The sequence below is a fragment of the Cytophaga aurantiaca DSM 3654 genome, from assembly GCF_000379725.1.
GTDB classification, from domain to species: Bacteria; Bacteroidota; Bacteroidia; order Cytophagales; family Cytophagaceae; genus Cytophaga; species Cytophaga aurantiaca.
The window spans coordinates 1-15,583 of record NZ_KB903638.1; the positions used below are offsets into that span (position 1 = coordinate 1).

At 36.5% G+C, this 15,583-nt stretch carries 13 protein-coding genes; 7 read left to right on the forward strand and 6 right to left on the reverse strand.

The annotated features are described in order from the left end of the window. Window positions 1–413: 413 nt before the first annotated feature. The 6 genes from A3EE_RS0110255 to mnmA form a co-directional block, all read right to left on the reverse strand. Window positions 414–1,373, reverse strand: a complete 960-nt coding sequence (locus A3EE_RS0110255) for a hypothetical protein (protein WP_018343353.1) — start codon at window positions 1,371–1,373, stop codon at window positions 414–416. A 78-nt stretch (window positions 1,374–1,451) separates the two neighbouring features. Next, entirely contained in the window at window positions 1,452–3,863 is a 2,412-nt protein-coding gene (locus tag A3EE_RS0110260; RefSeq protein ID WP_018343354.1) for a TonB-dependent receptor, read from the reverse strand. A gap of 26 nt (window positions 3,864–3,889) precedes the next feature. Beyond that, complete coding sequence (gene rpe, locus A3EE_RS0110265; protein WP_018343355.1) at window positions 3,890–4,543, reverse strand: ribulose-phosphate 3-epimerase; 654 nt, start codon at window positions 4,541–4,543, stop codon at window positions 3,890–3,892. A 26-nt stretch (window positions 4,544–4,569) separates the two neighbouring features. After that, a complete protein-coding gene (locus A3EE_RS0110270) occupies window positions 4,570–6,168 on the reverse strand; it encodes a S8 family peptidase (RefSeq protein ID WP_018343356.1) in 1,599 nt (532 codons plus the stop codon). Next, window positions 6,155–6,838, reverse strand: coding sequence for a hypothetical protein (locus A3EE_RS0110275; protein WP_018343357.1), 684 nt, complete (start codon window positions 6,836–6,838; stop codon window positions 6,155–6,157). The genes A3EE_RS0110270 and A3EE_RS0110275 overlap by 14 nt, the downstream gene beginning before the upstream one ends. After that, window positions 6,835–7,944 (reverse strand): tRNA 2-thiouridine(34) synthase MnmA, encoded by a 1,110-nt coding sequence (gene mnmA, locus A3EE_RS0110280; protein WP_018343358.1) that lies wholly within the window; start codon window positions 7,942–7,944, stop codon window positions 6,835–6,837. The genes A3EE_RS0110275 and mnmA overlap by 4 nt, the downstream gene beginning before the upstream one ends. Before the next feature lie 125 nt (window positions 7,945–8,069). Here mnmA and A3EE_RS0110285 point away from each other — a divergent pair, with 125 nt between their 5' ends. From A3EE_RS0110285 to A3EE_RS0110315, 7 genes are all read left to right on the forward strand, one after another. Continuing rightward, window positions 8,070–8,687 carry a beta/alpha barrel domain-containing protein gene (locus A3EE_RS0110285; protein WP_018343359.1) on the forward strand — a complete coding sequence of 206 codons (618 nt, stop codon included), beginning with the start codon at window positions 8,070–8,072 and terminating at the stop codon, window positions 8,685–8,687. A 5-nt stretch (window positions 8,688–8,692) separates the two neighbouring features. Next, entirely contained in the window at window positions 8,693–9,628 is a 936-nt protein-coding gene (locus A3EE_RS0110290) for a 1-phosphofructokinase family hexose kinase (protein ID WP_018343360.1), read from the forward strand. Window positions 9,629–9,658: 30 nt separating this feature from the next. Beyond that, window positions 9,659–11,263, forward strand: coding sequence for a POT family MFS transporter (locus tag A3EE_RS20360; RefSeq protein WP_026209721.1), 1,605 nt, complete (start codon window positions 9,659–9,661; stop codon window positions 11,261–11,263). A gap of 300 nt (window positions 11,264–11,563) precedes the next feature. Continuing rightward, window positions 11,564–13,327 (forward strand): DEAD/DEAH box helicase, encoded by a 1,764-nt coding sequence (locus tag A3EE_RS0110300; RefSeq protein ID WP_018343362.1) that lies wholly within the window; start codon window positions 11,564–11,566, stop codon window positions 13,325–13,327. A gap of 3 nt (window positions 13,328–13,330) precedes the next feature. After that, on the forward strand, window positions 13,331–14,038 hold the full coding sequence (locus A3EE_RS0110305; protein ID WP_018343363.1) for a 16S rRNA (uracil(1498)-N(3))-methyltransferase: 708 nt from the start codon (window positions 13,331–13,333) through the stop codon (window positions 14,036–14,038). Then, window positions 14,035–14,691 carry a DUF4159 domain-containing protein gene (locus A3EE_RS0110310; protein WP_018343364.1) on the forward strand — a complete coding sequence of 219 codons (657 nt, stop codon included), beginning with the start codon at window positions 14,035–14,037 and terminating at the stop codon, window positions 14,689–14,691. The genes A3EE_RS0110305 and A3EE_RS0110310 overlap by 4 nt, the downstream gene beginning before the upstream one ends. A gap of 98 nt (window positions 14,692–14,789) precedes the next feature. After that, complete coding sequence (locus tag A3EE_RS0110315; RefSeq protein ID WP_018343365.1) at window positions 14,790–15,551, forward strand: acyl-CoA desaturase; 762 nt, start codon at window positions 14,790–14,792, stop codon at window positions 15,549–15,551. Window positions 15,552–15,583: the final 32 nt, after the last annotated feature.

Genomic DNA, 15,583 nt, shown 5'->3' on the forward strand with positions numbered 1-15,583 from the left:
TGATGCCTGTTCAAATAAGCCGGCAAAGGACTAAATCCACGGATAGGTCTAACCTAGTTGCGCCATAGTTCACCTTTGCCGGTGGTTATTTTAATTAATTTATTTAGAATTCTTTAGAATAAAAATATACCCAAACAGAATCGTATCACTGCAGAAGGACGGTTGATACCGTCTTTCGCTTTGATAAATATGAATTCTTATTTCTTGGAATTTTACTACGGCGTAAATCTAAAGGTTGTGCCTTTTCGGCCAAGCATTTACTGCTGGTAGAATGACAGGTAATTACTTCAGTTTAGTATATTTTTTATTTTAATTGGCCCCAGAAAGCTACATTCATTTCATTGCCTAAATAAATATCAGATGCAGGAGCATCTATATGTTGTTTGAATAATTTTAATGATAAATACCCATCTTTACTTGGTAAGTGTAAATATGTATGTATTCATTTCATCCAACAATAAACTGTTTTTGATATTGATTTTTACCAAAAAAGTATTTGATGATAATTTATTAATACTCAATAAATGATTGTATCCAATATTATCGATAAGAAGTAAATAATTGTTGTTTTGAATATCTTCATTACAAATAAAAGAAGATAAATTTTTTGCAGATGTACAAGCATTTAAAAAAGCTTTCAGAAATTCTTTTTCTTGTCCTGTTTTATAGTTTTTATTTGGCTTTTCTAAATTCGTTTGCGATTCAATTAATGCCTGACAATATTTGTCGGGCATTTTAAATTCATTCGAATCAACTTTTATATCTTGAAAATTATCCATTATAAATGTGTACATCCTACCTATCTCCATTTTTATTGGTAGATGACCGGTTTTACAAATAAATTGAAAGAATGGGTCTCCTATTTTATAATTTGAATAATTCGTAGTGTCTACTTTTAAAAATAAAGGACTATAGTAATAAATATCTCTTTGTAGAGGGTGTATTATCTCTACCTTTTTACATGCAATACCTCTAATCGAATATACTGTGGTATCTTCAACTATTTTAAAATCTCTATTACTTAATTGACCTGATAATCCACATGTAGAATCATAACAATGAAATTGTTTTTTAAGAATATTAAAATAAGAATCATTATCAGATATTTTAAATTTAATCAAATTTCCAGAAATAAATAGTGTACTATAATCAGAGATGAGGTCTGTATTTTCTGAAATTTCATTCTTTAAACTATCTATTGATATATCCCATTTAGATGGAATGATTGCATCTAAATTTACGTCAGATGAGTAATTAATTAAACCTTCAAAATTATTTCTTTTTTGTGCTTTTAATGTAAATGAATTAAATATGTAAAATACTACTAAAAATAAGATCAGCATATGCTGTTTTATTGGAATTGAAATTTTCATATTATAAAATAATTTTATTTAATTAAAATGATTTACAAGTTTAAACTAAAGAATTAAATCGAAACTAGTATCTAGCAACTAAAACCTCACAATCGTTTTCAAATTAACAACACGTGCAGTAAGAGTGTTGGGGATTGCATAATTATTCCCGCTGTAATCCGGTACCCATAGATACGAGATGACATTTACATTGCCGAATAAATTCAGTACTTCCAGACTGATCCAAAGAGATTCTATTAAACTCTTCTTAACAATTTCTTTATCGTTGAAAGTAATTAATTTAGAAAATCCTATATCTACTCTTTCATATGCCGGCGCGGTTAGTGCAGAACGGTATTCAGGATTGCCCGGAGGACCGAATGGCAAACCCGAACCATACATCAAACTCAGATATACTTTTAACGTAGGATTGTTTGGTATGTGATCCTGAAAAAAGATTGCAGCTGTTACCCTTTGGTCTGTTGGTCTACGGATGTATCCTCTATCGTCGTTTGAAATATTTTCTTTCGTTGTAAGAATCCCCAGATTAAACCAACTCTCTACTCCTTTCACAAACTCTCCATTCAATCGCATGTCCATACCTGCTGCATAGGCCGTACCGTCATTAATTCCATAATAACGAATACGTACATCATACAGATCATACGGAACAATACGATCAATGTATTTTACATAGGCTTCTGTGATCAATGTAAATGTTCGTCCCCAGCGGATAAATTTTTTATCAATACCGGTAATGAAATGAAACGAACGTTGCGCTTTTATATCTTTATTGATAGTACCATCTAAAGCCCGCATTTCGCGGAAGAAAGCCGGTTGCTGATACAGACCCGTTCCGATGCGTAACTTAACAGATTTATTCTTTCTTGGCTGATAAGTATATTGGACTCTTGGAGAAAAAAGTACCTGCTGATTTAGCGACCAGTAATTCAGCCGAAGTCCGGTAACAAAGGTATGTGTAGAGTCTATTGTGTGTATGTGCTGTAGATAGCCTTGTATTCTTGAGGAGGCCAATGTTGTATTTTGATATACTGAACGTGTAAGATTAACATATGCGGCAGAATCTGTAAAATTATATTCTTCGTAATGATCTTTAATGTATTCTCTGGTAAACGATGCTCCGAATTCAAATGCGTTATTTTTATTGAGATGATAAGTGTTGCTTTCACTCAAAATAAAAGAACCAGCTTTGAATAAATTTCTACCGTGATCAAAATAAGAACCGATGCCTTTTGTTACAGCATTCTGATTATAGGTTGGCGATGTTGGGTCCGCATCCACTTCACTGATTCTATAACCAGCCTCTATATCGTAATATTCACGTTCGTTAGCTAAGTACCCATTCAACCCAAACGTTGATTTAAATCGATTGGAAAACTTATGAGAGTAACGAATCCCTCCTTGTGTTGTTTGGTATGTTAAGATATCTCTTCCATCAAAGGCAACATCGAACTGTATCAACTGATCAAGTGTTCCGAAGGTGGTTTGTCTGGTTGTTGGAATAACCTGATATTTATTTTTAGAAACAATAAAGAGCACATCAACTTTTGATATCCCCGGAGTTGATTTATATCTGGATGCTTTTGTTACATCAAACGTTACTAACGTCTGCCAATCCCAGAACAGAGGTTTGTACTCTCCTTTTGTATCCAGCGTGTTTAAAAGATACGAAGCAGATTTCAATCTTGCTCCTGATACAAATGAAATTCTTTTATTCTGATTTATACCTTCAATGTGTGCCGCTCCGCCCAGTAGACTGGCCGTTATGGATCCGGCGTAACGATTCGGTGTTTTATAATCCGCATTTAATACAGAAGATAATTTGTCGCCGTATTTTGCTTCCCATCCTCCGGAACTGAAACTTACGCGTTTGATAAGATCCGGATTTACGGTACTCAATCCCTGTTGTTGTCCGGCTTTGGCAAGCTGCGGCGTGTAGATCTGTATGTCGTTTATGTAGATCAGGTTTTCATCGTAGTTACCGCCACGTACAGTATATTGTGTAGACAATTCATTGTTGCTTGATACACCCAATGCCATGGAAGGCAATACCTTTGAAAAATCTCCAAATGCTGAAGGCACATATTTCGCAGATATGGTATTTATTTCAACAGCATTGTATACGATGTTATCCTGTATCGCATAATCTTTAATTTCTATTGTCCTGGAATGTATAGAGTCTTCTTCTGCACGTATGTTCAATACACGTGTTTCATCAGCTTTGGCATATACAAGTGTTGGTGTTTTACTTAAGCCAATGCTTCTTACAGAGATTGTAATTTGTTTACAGCAAGGGATCGTAGCGGTGTAATATCCTTTATCATTTGTAGAGGCTATTATGCTTGAATCATTTAATACAATGTATGCACCGGAAATGGTATCATTTTCCGGCGTGATTACATATCCTTTTAATGTAGCTTGTTGTGAATAGGATAACCCTGTCAGAAATAGTAAAAAAAATAACGTATATAAGAATTTGGAAATATACATTCTGACAGGGTTAACGAATGAATCGTTTATATTTTTTTGAGTTGCTCTATAGTAGCAATCGGATCTTTTGCTGAAAATACATAATTGCCTGCTACCAATGCATCCGCACCAGCTGCTACAAGCTTAGGCCCAGTTACATCATTTACCCCGCCATCAATCTCGATCAATACATTTGCATTATTCTCCTGAATCAATTGTTTCAGGTCGCGCACTTTTTGATACGTATGCTCAATGAACTTCTGTCCGCCGAAACCTGGATTTACAGACATCATACATACCAGATCAATGTCTTTAATGATGTCTTTCAACAAATGTATAGGAGTATGCGGATTGATTGCAATACCAGCTTTGCAGCCAACATCTTTTATCTGATATATTGTTCTATGCAAATGTGTACATGCTTCGTAATGAACAGAAATATTTGCTGCTCCTGCATCTTTAAACGATTCAATATATTTTTCAGGATTTACAATCATCAAGTGTACATCCAGCGGTTTAGTTGCATGCTTGTTTATTGCCTGCATTACCGGAAAACCAAACGAGATATTTGGAACAAATACGCCATCCATGATATCAATGTGAAACCAATCCGCTTTACTGGAGTTGATCATTTTTACATCGCGCTCCAGATTCGCGAAGTCTGCGGATAATACACTAGGTGCTATAATTACGTTTGCCATAGGTGCAAATATATGAAATGTTGACGCTAAATTTTGATCCACTTTAAGGTTTCTCGTGCATTTATAGATTCTATCGAAATAAAATAAATACCCTGAGAATAAGAACGAACAAACGCACTTAATTCAATCATATTATTAAAAGCGATAAGAGATTGATTTAATACTAGTTTACCTTGATTATCAAATATTTCTATGGTGTATAAAACATCTGTTTCAGGAACTTTAAGAATGAGTTGTCCGGACTGATATGGATTCGGTGCGATCAATATTTTTGAATTCTGTGAATAAACAGAAGTGTAAGCAACCGTATTCGGAAAATAAGGTACGCCATGTCCTTTTTGATTAGTAGGATGTGTAAAGTTATCACAGGATTGAAGCAACAGACTTTTTAAGACGTCATTGGATAAGTTTGGATACTGTTGTTTCAAACCTGCAAGTATACCTGCAATCATAGGTGTAGCTAAGGATGTTCCGCCTGTGCTGAAAATACTTCCGTCGGGTTTAATACAATAAATATTAGACCCCAACGCACACAGATCCGGTTTGATTCTTCCATCTGCACTTGGGCCAAAGGAACTGAAACCTGATTTGCTGTTGTTCGCTTCAACGGAACCAACGGCCAATACATTTCTTGCATCTGCTGGTGTACCAATGTATTTCCATGCGTTTGTGCCTTCATTACCCGCACTGCATACAACGATCATTCCCTTCGCATACGCCATATCAGCAGCTCTTGCTATAATGCTGGTATTGCCATTCATATCAGCGTATGTGTAGCTATCCGAAGCACTGTCGTATGTAGTATAGCTCAATGAAACAGATATAATGTCTACTCCACAACTATCTGCAATTTCAGCGGCCCGAAGCCAGTTGTATTCTTCAAGTTTAGATTCCGTTGCCCCAACTTCTGTTCGTAATAACACATAATCTGCATCCGGAACGATTCCTTTATAATTATTTGTATCGGCTCCAAGAACGGACAACATAAATGTTCCGTGACTGTCGTCGTTAAAGACATTTGATTCGTTTTCTGCAACATCAAAATAATATACAATCTGATTGTTATTCCATAAATGTCGGAATGCAGTTAGTGTATCCACACCTGGAAATCCTGCGTCGGTTATGGCAATCATAATTCCCTCGCCCTTCAATCCTTTTTCATGCATTTGAGTGATGCCCATAAAATCGGAATAGTTCGTTGCATAATTGGTATGCTGTAACGTTCCGGTGATGCTCTGTGTATTTGGTGCTCCGGAGGTTCTATACATTTCCGAACTGTTTTTTACAAATGGTAATGCAGAAACCGTTGTGTAAACAGCCGGAATAGCTTTAATGCAAACGGCGTTCAGCCACTTTGAAGTGTAGATAATTTCTGCACCTGCATTTGTTAAGAGATCAATATAATTTTGTGAGACCGGTAGATCTGTTGAATCCAATTCAATATTTTCCGCTATTCTTTTATCAATCGAACGTACAGAGAGAAAATCGGAAGGATTATCAAGTGTGCCTTGTGTACCTTGTTTATCTGCTAAGTATAAAATGTATGAATTGGTTTGAGCAAACAAAAGTGTTGCAGCAAAAAAATAAAAAAAGAGTATGCATACTATACGACTACGGAGTACCATATTCTATTAAGGATTCTTCAATGATGCTTCCAAATTCAATTTTACCGAGACCAATATTACCAGGATCCGTATTAAAATTTAATTGTTCGTAATTCTTATAAATCAAGCCAACATTCTTCGCATAGATTCTATTTCGATAATCTTTGTAAACCAGATTCAGGCTATGCTCTTCAATAATGTCAACTGTTTGCGGAAAATAAAATGTATTAACTCCATACGGTTTCCCAAAATTACTTACCGAATAGTCGTCGCGCAACGCCATGTTTTTTGAATTCGCATTCCATGTTTCTCCATTCGATAAAGGAAAAACCAAACGAATAAATTCAACATTCGATTCTTTTAAAGTAATTTGATTGTGATCCGTTGTAAATGACCAGACCGAATCAGGCTGCAGAGGCCAGTCAACTGCATCGTTGGTTTTATAAAACCTATAGAGTTCGTATATGGTTGTATTTTGAAATTCGAATGAATTATAAATAAGATCCTTTCGCTGATAGATTGTATCTGTTGTATCGGCATTGTATTTTATTTCATGCACATTGTAAATCCAGTATCTACCAGAATCTGTAGGAAAGTAGTCTTTTCCTGTCAGCTCAGGTACTGAATCATTTTTGTGATTACATGAGAAACATAGTATAATCAATACTAAAAAAAATAACTGTTTTTTCATCCGTTTTGTTTAAAACTTGATTTGATCCAACCTCCGCCAATTACATCTTCTCCTTCATAGAAAACTGCAGCTTGTCCCGGCGCGATTGCTTTTACAGGCTCATGGAACAGCACACGAATTTCATCGCCAACCTGTTCTATAGAAGACGAAGTTCCATCGTCGTTGTAGCGAACTTTCGTGATTGCTTCTTTAACGCCGCCTTTAATATTTTCGTATTTGGATAAGGTAAGTTGATCTACCCACATTCCATCACGATTCAAGCCTTCTTCTCTACCTAATATTACTCTGTTTGTATCTTTTTGTATTTCAGTTACAAATACTGGATATCCCAATGTAATACCTAAGCCTTTACGTTGTCCGATTGTATAGAACGGATATCCTTCGTGCTTACCAACAACAGAGCCATCTTCCAATACAAATTCTCCTCCTCTTACTTCTTCTTCCAAGCCAGGATTTCTGCGCTTAAGGAATCCACGGTAATCGTTATCGGGCACAAAGCAGATCTCATAGGATTCACTTTTATTTACCAGATCCATAAAACCTCTCTCAGCAGCCATGGCTTTAATATCGGTTTTATGAAGATGCCCTAGCGGGAACATCGTTCTGCTTAAGCTTTCCTGAGAGATGCCCCATAAAGCGTATGATTGGTCTTTGTTTTCATCGAGGCCTTTAGAGATCACGAAACGTTTATTCTCTTCACGAACTTTTGCATAATGTCCGGTTGCAATAAAATCACAATCCATTTTATCTGCTCTGCGCAATAACGAATCCCATTTGATATGGGTATTGCATAATACACACGGATTTGGTGTACGTCCGTCTAAATATTCTTTATTAAAATGGTTGATCACATAATCACCAAACTCTTCACGTATGTCAACAATGTAGTGGGGAAAGCCCAGATTAACTGCAATATTACGGGCATCGTTAATAGAGTCCAAACTGCAACAGCCCGTCTCTTTTTTGCTACCGCCCAAGTTTGCATAGTCCCACGTTTTCATGGTCATACCAATCACTTCATAGCCCTGTTCGTGCAACATTACTGCTGCAACGGAACTGTCTATTCCACCACTCATGGCAACCAATACTCTACCTTTTTTACTCATTTTCAATGAATTCGTTATTAAGAAACTAAGTAACCATTTAAATGCTTACTTAGTTTCTTTTATAATTGACAAATTTATGAATAAATTATCCCATATTTAGATTTAATTACAAGAAGAAAACAAGAATGGGATTAACGATTCCGGTAATACTAAACTCGGTAAATAACCTCTCTGATGCACGTTATGCAGCTGGTATGGGGGTAGATTTAATGGGTTTTGAAGTTGAAGAAGGTGCAGAGAGATATGTTACTCCAGACTTATTTAAGGCAATTACTGCTTGGTTATCAGGTGTTCAAACAGTTGCCTCCACCTCCGTTCTGAATCCTGAAAGAATATCTTTCATAAACGAACATTACCAACCCGATTTTATTCAATTTGAATCTGTTGAAGGCATTTCTCAAAGTGATCTGTCTGAGATTACCTGTATTCAAAAAATTGCTATATCATCGGGCAATGAACTGGCCGTTTTGAAAGATATAAAACAACAGATGTATGATGAAGCAAACTTTGTTTTGCTTGAGTTATCTGAGTGGGCAGACTGGAAAAATCACAAAGAAATTATATCAGAAGTTAATACACATCACACCATTTTATGGGCACTACCAATTGAAAAAGAAGACGTAGCATTGATACAGTCTTTGGAATTAAAAGGCATTGCTTTAAAAGGTGGTGATGAACAACGTCCGGGTTGGAAAGATCTTGACGAATTAATTGATATATTAGAAGCATTAGAAGAAAATTAATCCCTATGAAGAGTTCTATTTTTACACTTACGCTGAGTCCTGCATTTGACAAAAGTACTTCAGTTGATCGTGTACAACCCGAGCATAAATTACGTTGTGACAACCCTATTTACCAACCGGGCGGCGGCGGAATCAATGTTTCAAGAGCAATTAAAAAATTAGGAGGAAGCTCTGTAGCCCTATACCCTATTGGCGGAGATACAGGAAATCATTTTAAGACATTATTAACGGAGGAAGGAATTGAACAGATTACCTTTCAGATAAAAAACTGGACACGTGAAAACTTCATTGTTGTAGAACGTTCTACAAACAATCAATTCCGTTTTGGCATGCCTGGTTCTGAGATCTATAAAGAAGAATGGGAACAGATGCTTGCAGTGATTCAGGATCCGGCAAATGATTTTGAATATTTTGTAGTAAGCGGAAGTACACCTAAAGGTGTTCCCGATGAATTTTATACACGCCTTTCTCAAATTGTTTTACAAAAGAAAGCACGTTTAATCCTTGATACTTCAGGAGATGCATTAAAGCATTCATTAAAAGAAGGCATTTTTCTTTGCAAGCCAAACATTACTGAGCTTAGCGAGATTGTAGGCAAAGAACTTACTACAACCGAACAACAAGAATCTGCAGCCATGGAAATTATCAATTCCGGTAAAGTAGAGATCTTAGTTGTATCGCTTGGCGGTGCCGGAGCTTTCTTAGCTTCAAAACAAGGGATCTATCACGTAACTGCACCACCGGTAGAAAAGAAAAGTACCGTAGGTGCCGGAGATAGCATGGTTGCCGGTATGGTATTAAGCCTTTCCAGAGGTAGCTCCTACGAAGATGTAATCAAATTTGGTGTTGCCTGCGGTACCGCAGCAACCATGAATTTTGGTACAGAGCTTTGTAAGAAAGAAGATGTTGAGCGCTTATATGCTCAGCTTGGAGGAAAATAAGAAATCGCATTAGAATCAAGGTTCACATATATGAGTAACCAACGAATAGAAACTTCAACAACGAACGGAATGCCTTCAGGTGTTCCGTTTATTGTTGGTAACGAAGCTGCTGAACGTTTCAGCTTCTATGGCATGCGAGCAATCCTTGCCATTTTTATGACCAATTATTTATATATGACTGAAAGTTCTGCAACAGAATGGGGTCATACATTTAATTCAGCAGTTTATTTTACACCGATTTTAGGAGCATTCTTAGCGGATATCTTTATTGGTAAATATCGTACCATTCTGCTTCTTTCCATTCTATATTGTTTTGGCCACTTGGTTCTCGCATTAAATGAAACCAAGGATGGATTATTTTGGGGATTAACGTTGATCTCTATCGGTGCAGGTGGTATCAAGCCCTGTGTTTCTGCGCATGTAGGAGATCAGTTCGGAACAAAAAACAAACACCTGATCGAAAAAGTATTTTCTATTTTTTACTTCGCCGTTAACTTCGGTTCACTATTCAGTACCTTACTAACACCTTATTTATTGGAACATTATGGACCTGCTTATGCATTCGGATTACCAGGTATACTCATGTTCATTGCTACATACATTTTTTGGTTGGGGAGAAAAAAATTCGTTCACGTACCTCCTTTTGGCAAAGCCTATTTCAAAACAATTTTCGGAAAAGAAGGCTTGGCTGCTATTGGTAGACTGTTATTTATATATGCTTTCATTGCCATCTTTTGGGCACTGTATGACCAACATTCAAGTACATGGGTTTACCAATCTAAAAGTGCTTTTCTAAATAAGGATATTAATCTTTTTGGATGGGTAGAGTTTACGCTCCTTCCTTCACAGATACAAGTTGCGAACCCTCTTTTTGTACTTATATTAATTCCATTATCGGCATTTGTTATTTACCCTGCTCTGAATAAAATCATTCCGTTAAAACCGCTAATAAAAATCCTGATTGGAATGTTTCTTTGTGCTGCAGCCTTTATAATAGCTGCTTATATTGAAAAGAGAATTTCTACGGGCATTGAAACAAGTGTATGGTGGCAGTTCCTCGCCTACTTTGTTTTAACCATGGCTGAAGTAATGGTTTCGATTACAGCGCTTGAGTTTTCTTATACACAAGCACCCAATCAAATGAAATCAACGGTAATGGGAATTTTCATGTTTTCAATTTCTCTTGGAAACATATTGGTTGCTGTGGTTTCAAATTATAACAACTTACACTATGAAGTTGCATCTATTGATACCGGCGCAAAAACTTATATAACAATAAAAGATTACACTCCGGTTAAGGGTGAAAAAATAGAATTTGAAGAAGGAACCGGTCTATTCATTCTTCAAAAGGGAGCTAAAAATGTTGTAGATACGATTCCTTTAGGCGGAACCTATTTGGTGGGTACTATAGATGCAACTTCCAAACAATTTACACTGGAAGATAATGGTTGGAGTGCTATTGAAACGATTAAAAAATCAGATTTGCCAGCTGGTTATAAAGTGGCATTTCATCGTTTTAAGCATGAAACCTACTTCTATATGTATGCCATTCTTATGTTCGTAACAGCTGTTTTATTCATCGGTGTGGCTATTAAATATAAAGGAAAAACTTACATTCAGGGAGAGCCTAATTAGCCTTTTCCTGAATATTTTTAAAATAAATTTCTTTATATCAATTAATTAGTTTATATTTGCATGTCTTTTGAGTAATGCGTTGGCAAATGGCTGACTTAATTCACAAGGAATGTGCGTGTGACGCACCGCTGAAAAAATACCACTCCTATAGTCTCGAGGTAGACTATACTACTTGTCAATCTGTTTCTAGGATTAATAGATTTTGATGTCCCAAGGTATTTTTTCATTACACCTTTCGGATATATTATGTAATCTAGAAAAGACGACGAAATAATTCATTTAACAAATTAAAAACATCCTATGTTATTTAAAGACCTTGGATTGTCTCCTGAAGTTGTGGAGGCTATCGAATCTATTGGCTATTCTGAAGCTACTCCTATCCAGGAAAAAACAATTCCAATTTTAATGACAGGCAAAGACCTTACAGGTCAGGCACAAACAGGTACAGGTAAGACTGCTGCCTTTGGTATCCCTGCTATTGAACATGTTGATATTTCTATCAACCAAACACAATCATTAATTCTTTGTCCTACACGTGAACTTGCTTTACAGGTTTCAACTGAATTAAAAAAATTAGCTAAATTCAAAAAAGGCTTACGTGTACTTGCAGTATACGGTGGTGAGTCAATCGAAAGACAAATCAAAGATTTGAAATTCGGTGCACACATTGTTGTTGGTACTCCGGGTCGTATTATTGATCACTTAGACAGACGTACACTTAATGCTTCTCACCTTTCTCAGATCATTTTAGATGAAGCTGATGAAATGTTGAACATGGGTTTCAGAGAAGATATCGAATTAATCTTAACTCGTTTACCTGAACAACGTCAGACTGTATTGTTCTCTGCAACACTTGCACCGCCTATCTTAGCGCTTGCTAAACGTTTCCAGAACAATCCTGAAATTATCAAAATCGAAAGAAAAGAATTAACAATTTCTACTGTTGAACAATTCTACTACTTAGTTAGAAATGCTCAGAAAACAGAAATCGTTACGCAGATCATTGATTTGAATAACCTTCAGTTGATGTTGATTTTCTGTAACACAAAAAGAAAAGTTGAAGAAGTTACAGACGAATTGAAAGCATACGGACACAATCCGATCAGCTTACACGGTGATAAAACACAACGTGACAGAACAGAAGTAATGAATAAGTTCCGTAAAGGTCAGGCAAACATTCTTGTTGCTACAGACGTTGCGGCACGTGGTATTGACGTTACTGGTGTTGATGCTGTAATCAACTACGATGTTCCGTTGGATATCGAAAATTATGTTCACCGTATCGGTAGAACAGGTAGAGCAGGTCAATTAGGTAAATCATTCACATTGGTTACCAATGATGAGAAATACAAATTGAGAGACATCGAGCGTTACACAAAAGCAACAATCGAAAAAGCTGAAACTCCTACCCGTCAGGAATTAGTAGCATATAAAAAAGATAAATTAGCTACTCGTATTACTACTGAATTAGAGAAACCAAATATTAAAATCTGGGCTGATCTATTAGAAGAGTACAAGGAAAAAGGTATCACTGCTGAACAGATTGCTATTGCTTTACTTTCTAAAGAAATGAAAGACTTAGCTGAACCTGAACGCAGAGAACGTACGTTTGAAGATCGTGGTGATCGTGGTGGCCGCTTTGAAAGAGGTGGTGATCGTGGTGGTCGTTTCGAAAGAGGTGGTGATCGTGGCGACAGAAGAGACGGACCTCGCAGAGATGGCCGTTCTTCAGAGCGTTTTGGTGATAGACCTGCAGCTTCAAGAGACCGCGATGGTGGTGAAAGACGTGAAAGAACACCTCGTCCAAGAACAAGCGATGCTAGCATGGCACGTTTATTCGTAAACGTTGGTCGTATTGATCGCATCTCTCCTGGCGATATCGTTGGTGCATTTGCTGGCGAAGCGAACATCAAAGGTTCTCAGATCGGACAAATTGATATCTTCGATAAATATTCATTTGTTGAACTTCCTCATGATCTTGTTGATCAGGTTATGGACGGAATGAGAAACAATAAAATTAAAGGTAAATCAATCAACATCGAGATCTCGAACGGTAAGCAATAAGTAATGAGCCATTTGTTTTTAAACAAAGACGTTTATTCATGCATACTTGATGAACAGGAATCTGTTCATGTTGTGAAAGTACTTAGATTAAAAGAAGGTGATGCCATTACTGTTACAAACGGTAATGGCATTATTGTTTCTGCACAGATCACAAAAGCAGATCATCGCAAGTGCGGATATAAAATAATCGAAGAACAAAAGATTGATAAACGATCTGCTGCACGAATACATATAGCCATCTCTCCTACTAAAAATATCGAGCGTATGGAATGGCTTGTTGAAAAATGCACTGAGTTTGGTATTGATGCATTCAGTTTTGTTTTAACAGAACATTCTGAGCGCAAAAATTTAGCGGTTACTAAGTTAGAGAAAACATCTTTTGCAGCGATTAAGCAGAGCGGTCAACCCTTTCTTCCAGTCTTCAGTGAATTGATTGCATTTAATAATTTTTTAAAGCAGGATTTTTCTGCATACGAATACAAATTAATAGCTTGTCTGGACGAGGATATAAAACCGACAATCATGCAATTGGTACCTGCCAATAAATCGTGTATCGTATTGATCGGTCCGGAAGGTGATTTTACTGGATCAGAAGTACAGCAGGCTGTTGAAAAAGGATTTGTAAAAATATCGTTAGGAAATTCTATCTTACGTACTGAAACGGCAGCCATTGCGTCTTGCCATATTTTGAATTTGATTCAGGAGAAATGAAAAGATTATTTATAGTATCTGCAGTATTGCTTTTATTCTGTTCTTCCACTTTTCAACCTTCATTTAAAATTGCAAAACTGAAGTATCAAGGTGGCGGTGATTGGTATGCGAATAAAACGTCTCTGCCCAATCTGATTGCGTTCTGCAACAAGAATGTCGGACTTAATTTAGCTCCCGAAGAAAGTGTTGTTGAGGCTGGTAGTGTTGATTTATTTCAGTATCCGCTTGTACATATGACAGGGCATGGCAACGTGGTGTTTTCTTCTACGGAAGTACAAAATTTACGCAATTATTTAATTGGCGGAGGCTTTCTGCACATTGATGATAATTACGGGATGGATAAATTTATTCGTCCTGAATTGAAAAAAATATTCCCTGAATGTGACTTAATTGAACTTCCATTTTCACACGATATTTATCATCAGAAATATAATTTTAACAATGGACTTCCAAAGGTGCACGAGCATGATGGAAAAACGCCAAAGGGGTATGGTATCCTATATAAAGGGCGTTTAGTTGTTTTCTACAGCTATGAGTGCGACCTTGGCAACGGATGGGAAGATAAGCAAGTATATAACGATTCGGATGAAGTGCGTACAAAAGCGCTGCAAATGGGTGCAAATATTGTATGTTATGCGCTTACAACTTATTAATTCCCAACAAAAAACATACATCTTAAAATAAATCCTGTTTTTCAGCAACAAATTCACTAAATTTGATGTTGTAATACAAACCAAACTAACCAAAAACAATGTACGGTACAGCCTGGCCCATTATTATCTTCTTTGTTGCACACTGGTATTTATCTTTGTTCAGCCAAACATTCTTTCTGCACAGATATTCTGCGCACGCAATGTTTAAGATGAATCAATTCTGGGAGAAATTCTTCTTTATTTTCTTATATCTGACTCAAGGGTCTTCTTATTTAGTACCAAGAGCATATGGGGCACTTCACAGAATGCATCATGCATATAGTGATACTGAAAAAGATCCGCACTCTCCGTTATATTCAAGAAATGCATTTGTAATGATGTGGAAGACAAAAGATATCTACAATGCAGTATTGAGAAGAGAAGCTCAAGTTGAAGATAAATTCAATAAAAATTTACCTGAGTGGACGTTAATCGACAAACTTGGTGATATGTGGATCTCTCGTATTGTTTGGGGAACACTGTATGTATTATTCTACATTTACTTTGTACCGCCTACAATGTGGTATTTATATTTATTACTACCAATCCATTTCTTAATGGGACCTGTACACGGTGCTATTGTTAACTGGTTCGGACATAAATTAGGCTACCAAAACTATGATAACAAAGATGCGTCAAGAAATACACTTGCATTGGACGTGTTATTAGGTGGTGAGTTATTCCAGAACAATCACCATATGTATGGCAGCAGACCAAACTTCGCGATGAAGTGGTTTGAATTTGATCCTACCTACCCTGTTATAAAAGTATTACACTATATGCATATTATACGTTTGGTTAATCCTGACGCGAAAGCATAATTTGGATTGAAAAAATATTAAAAAATATCCCG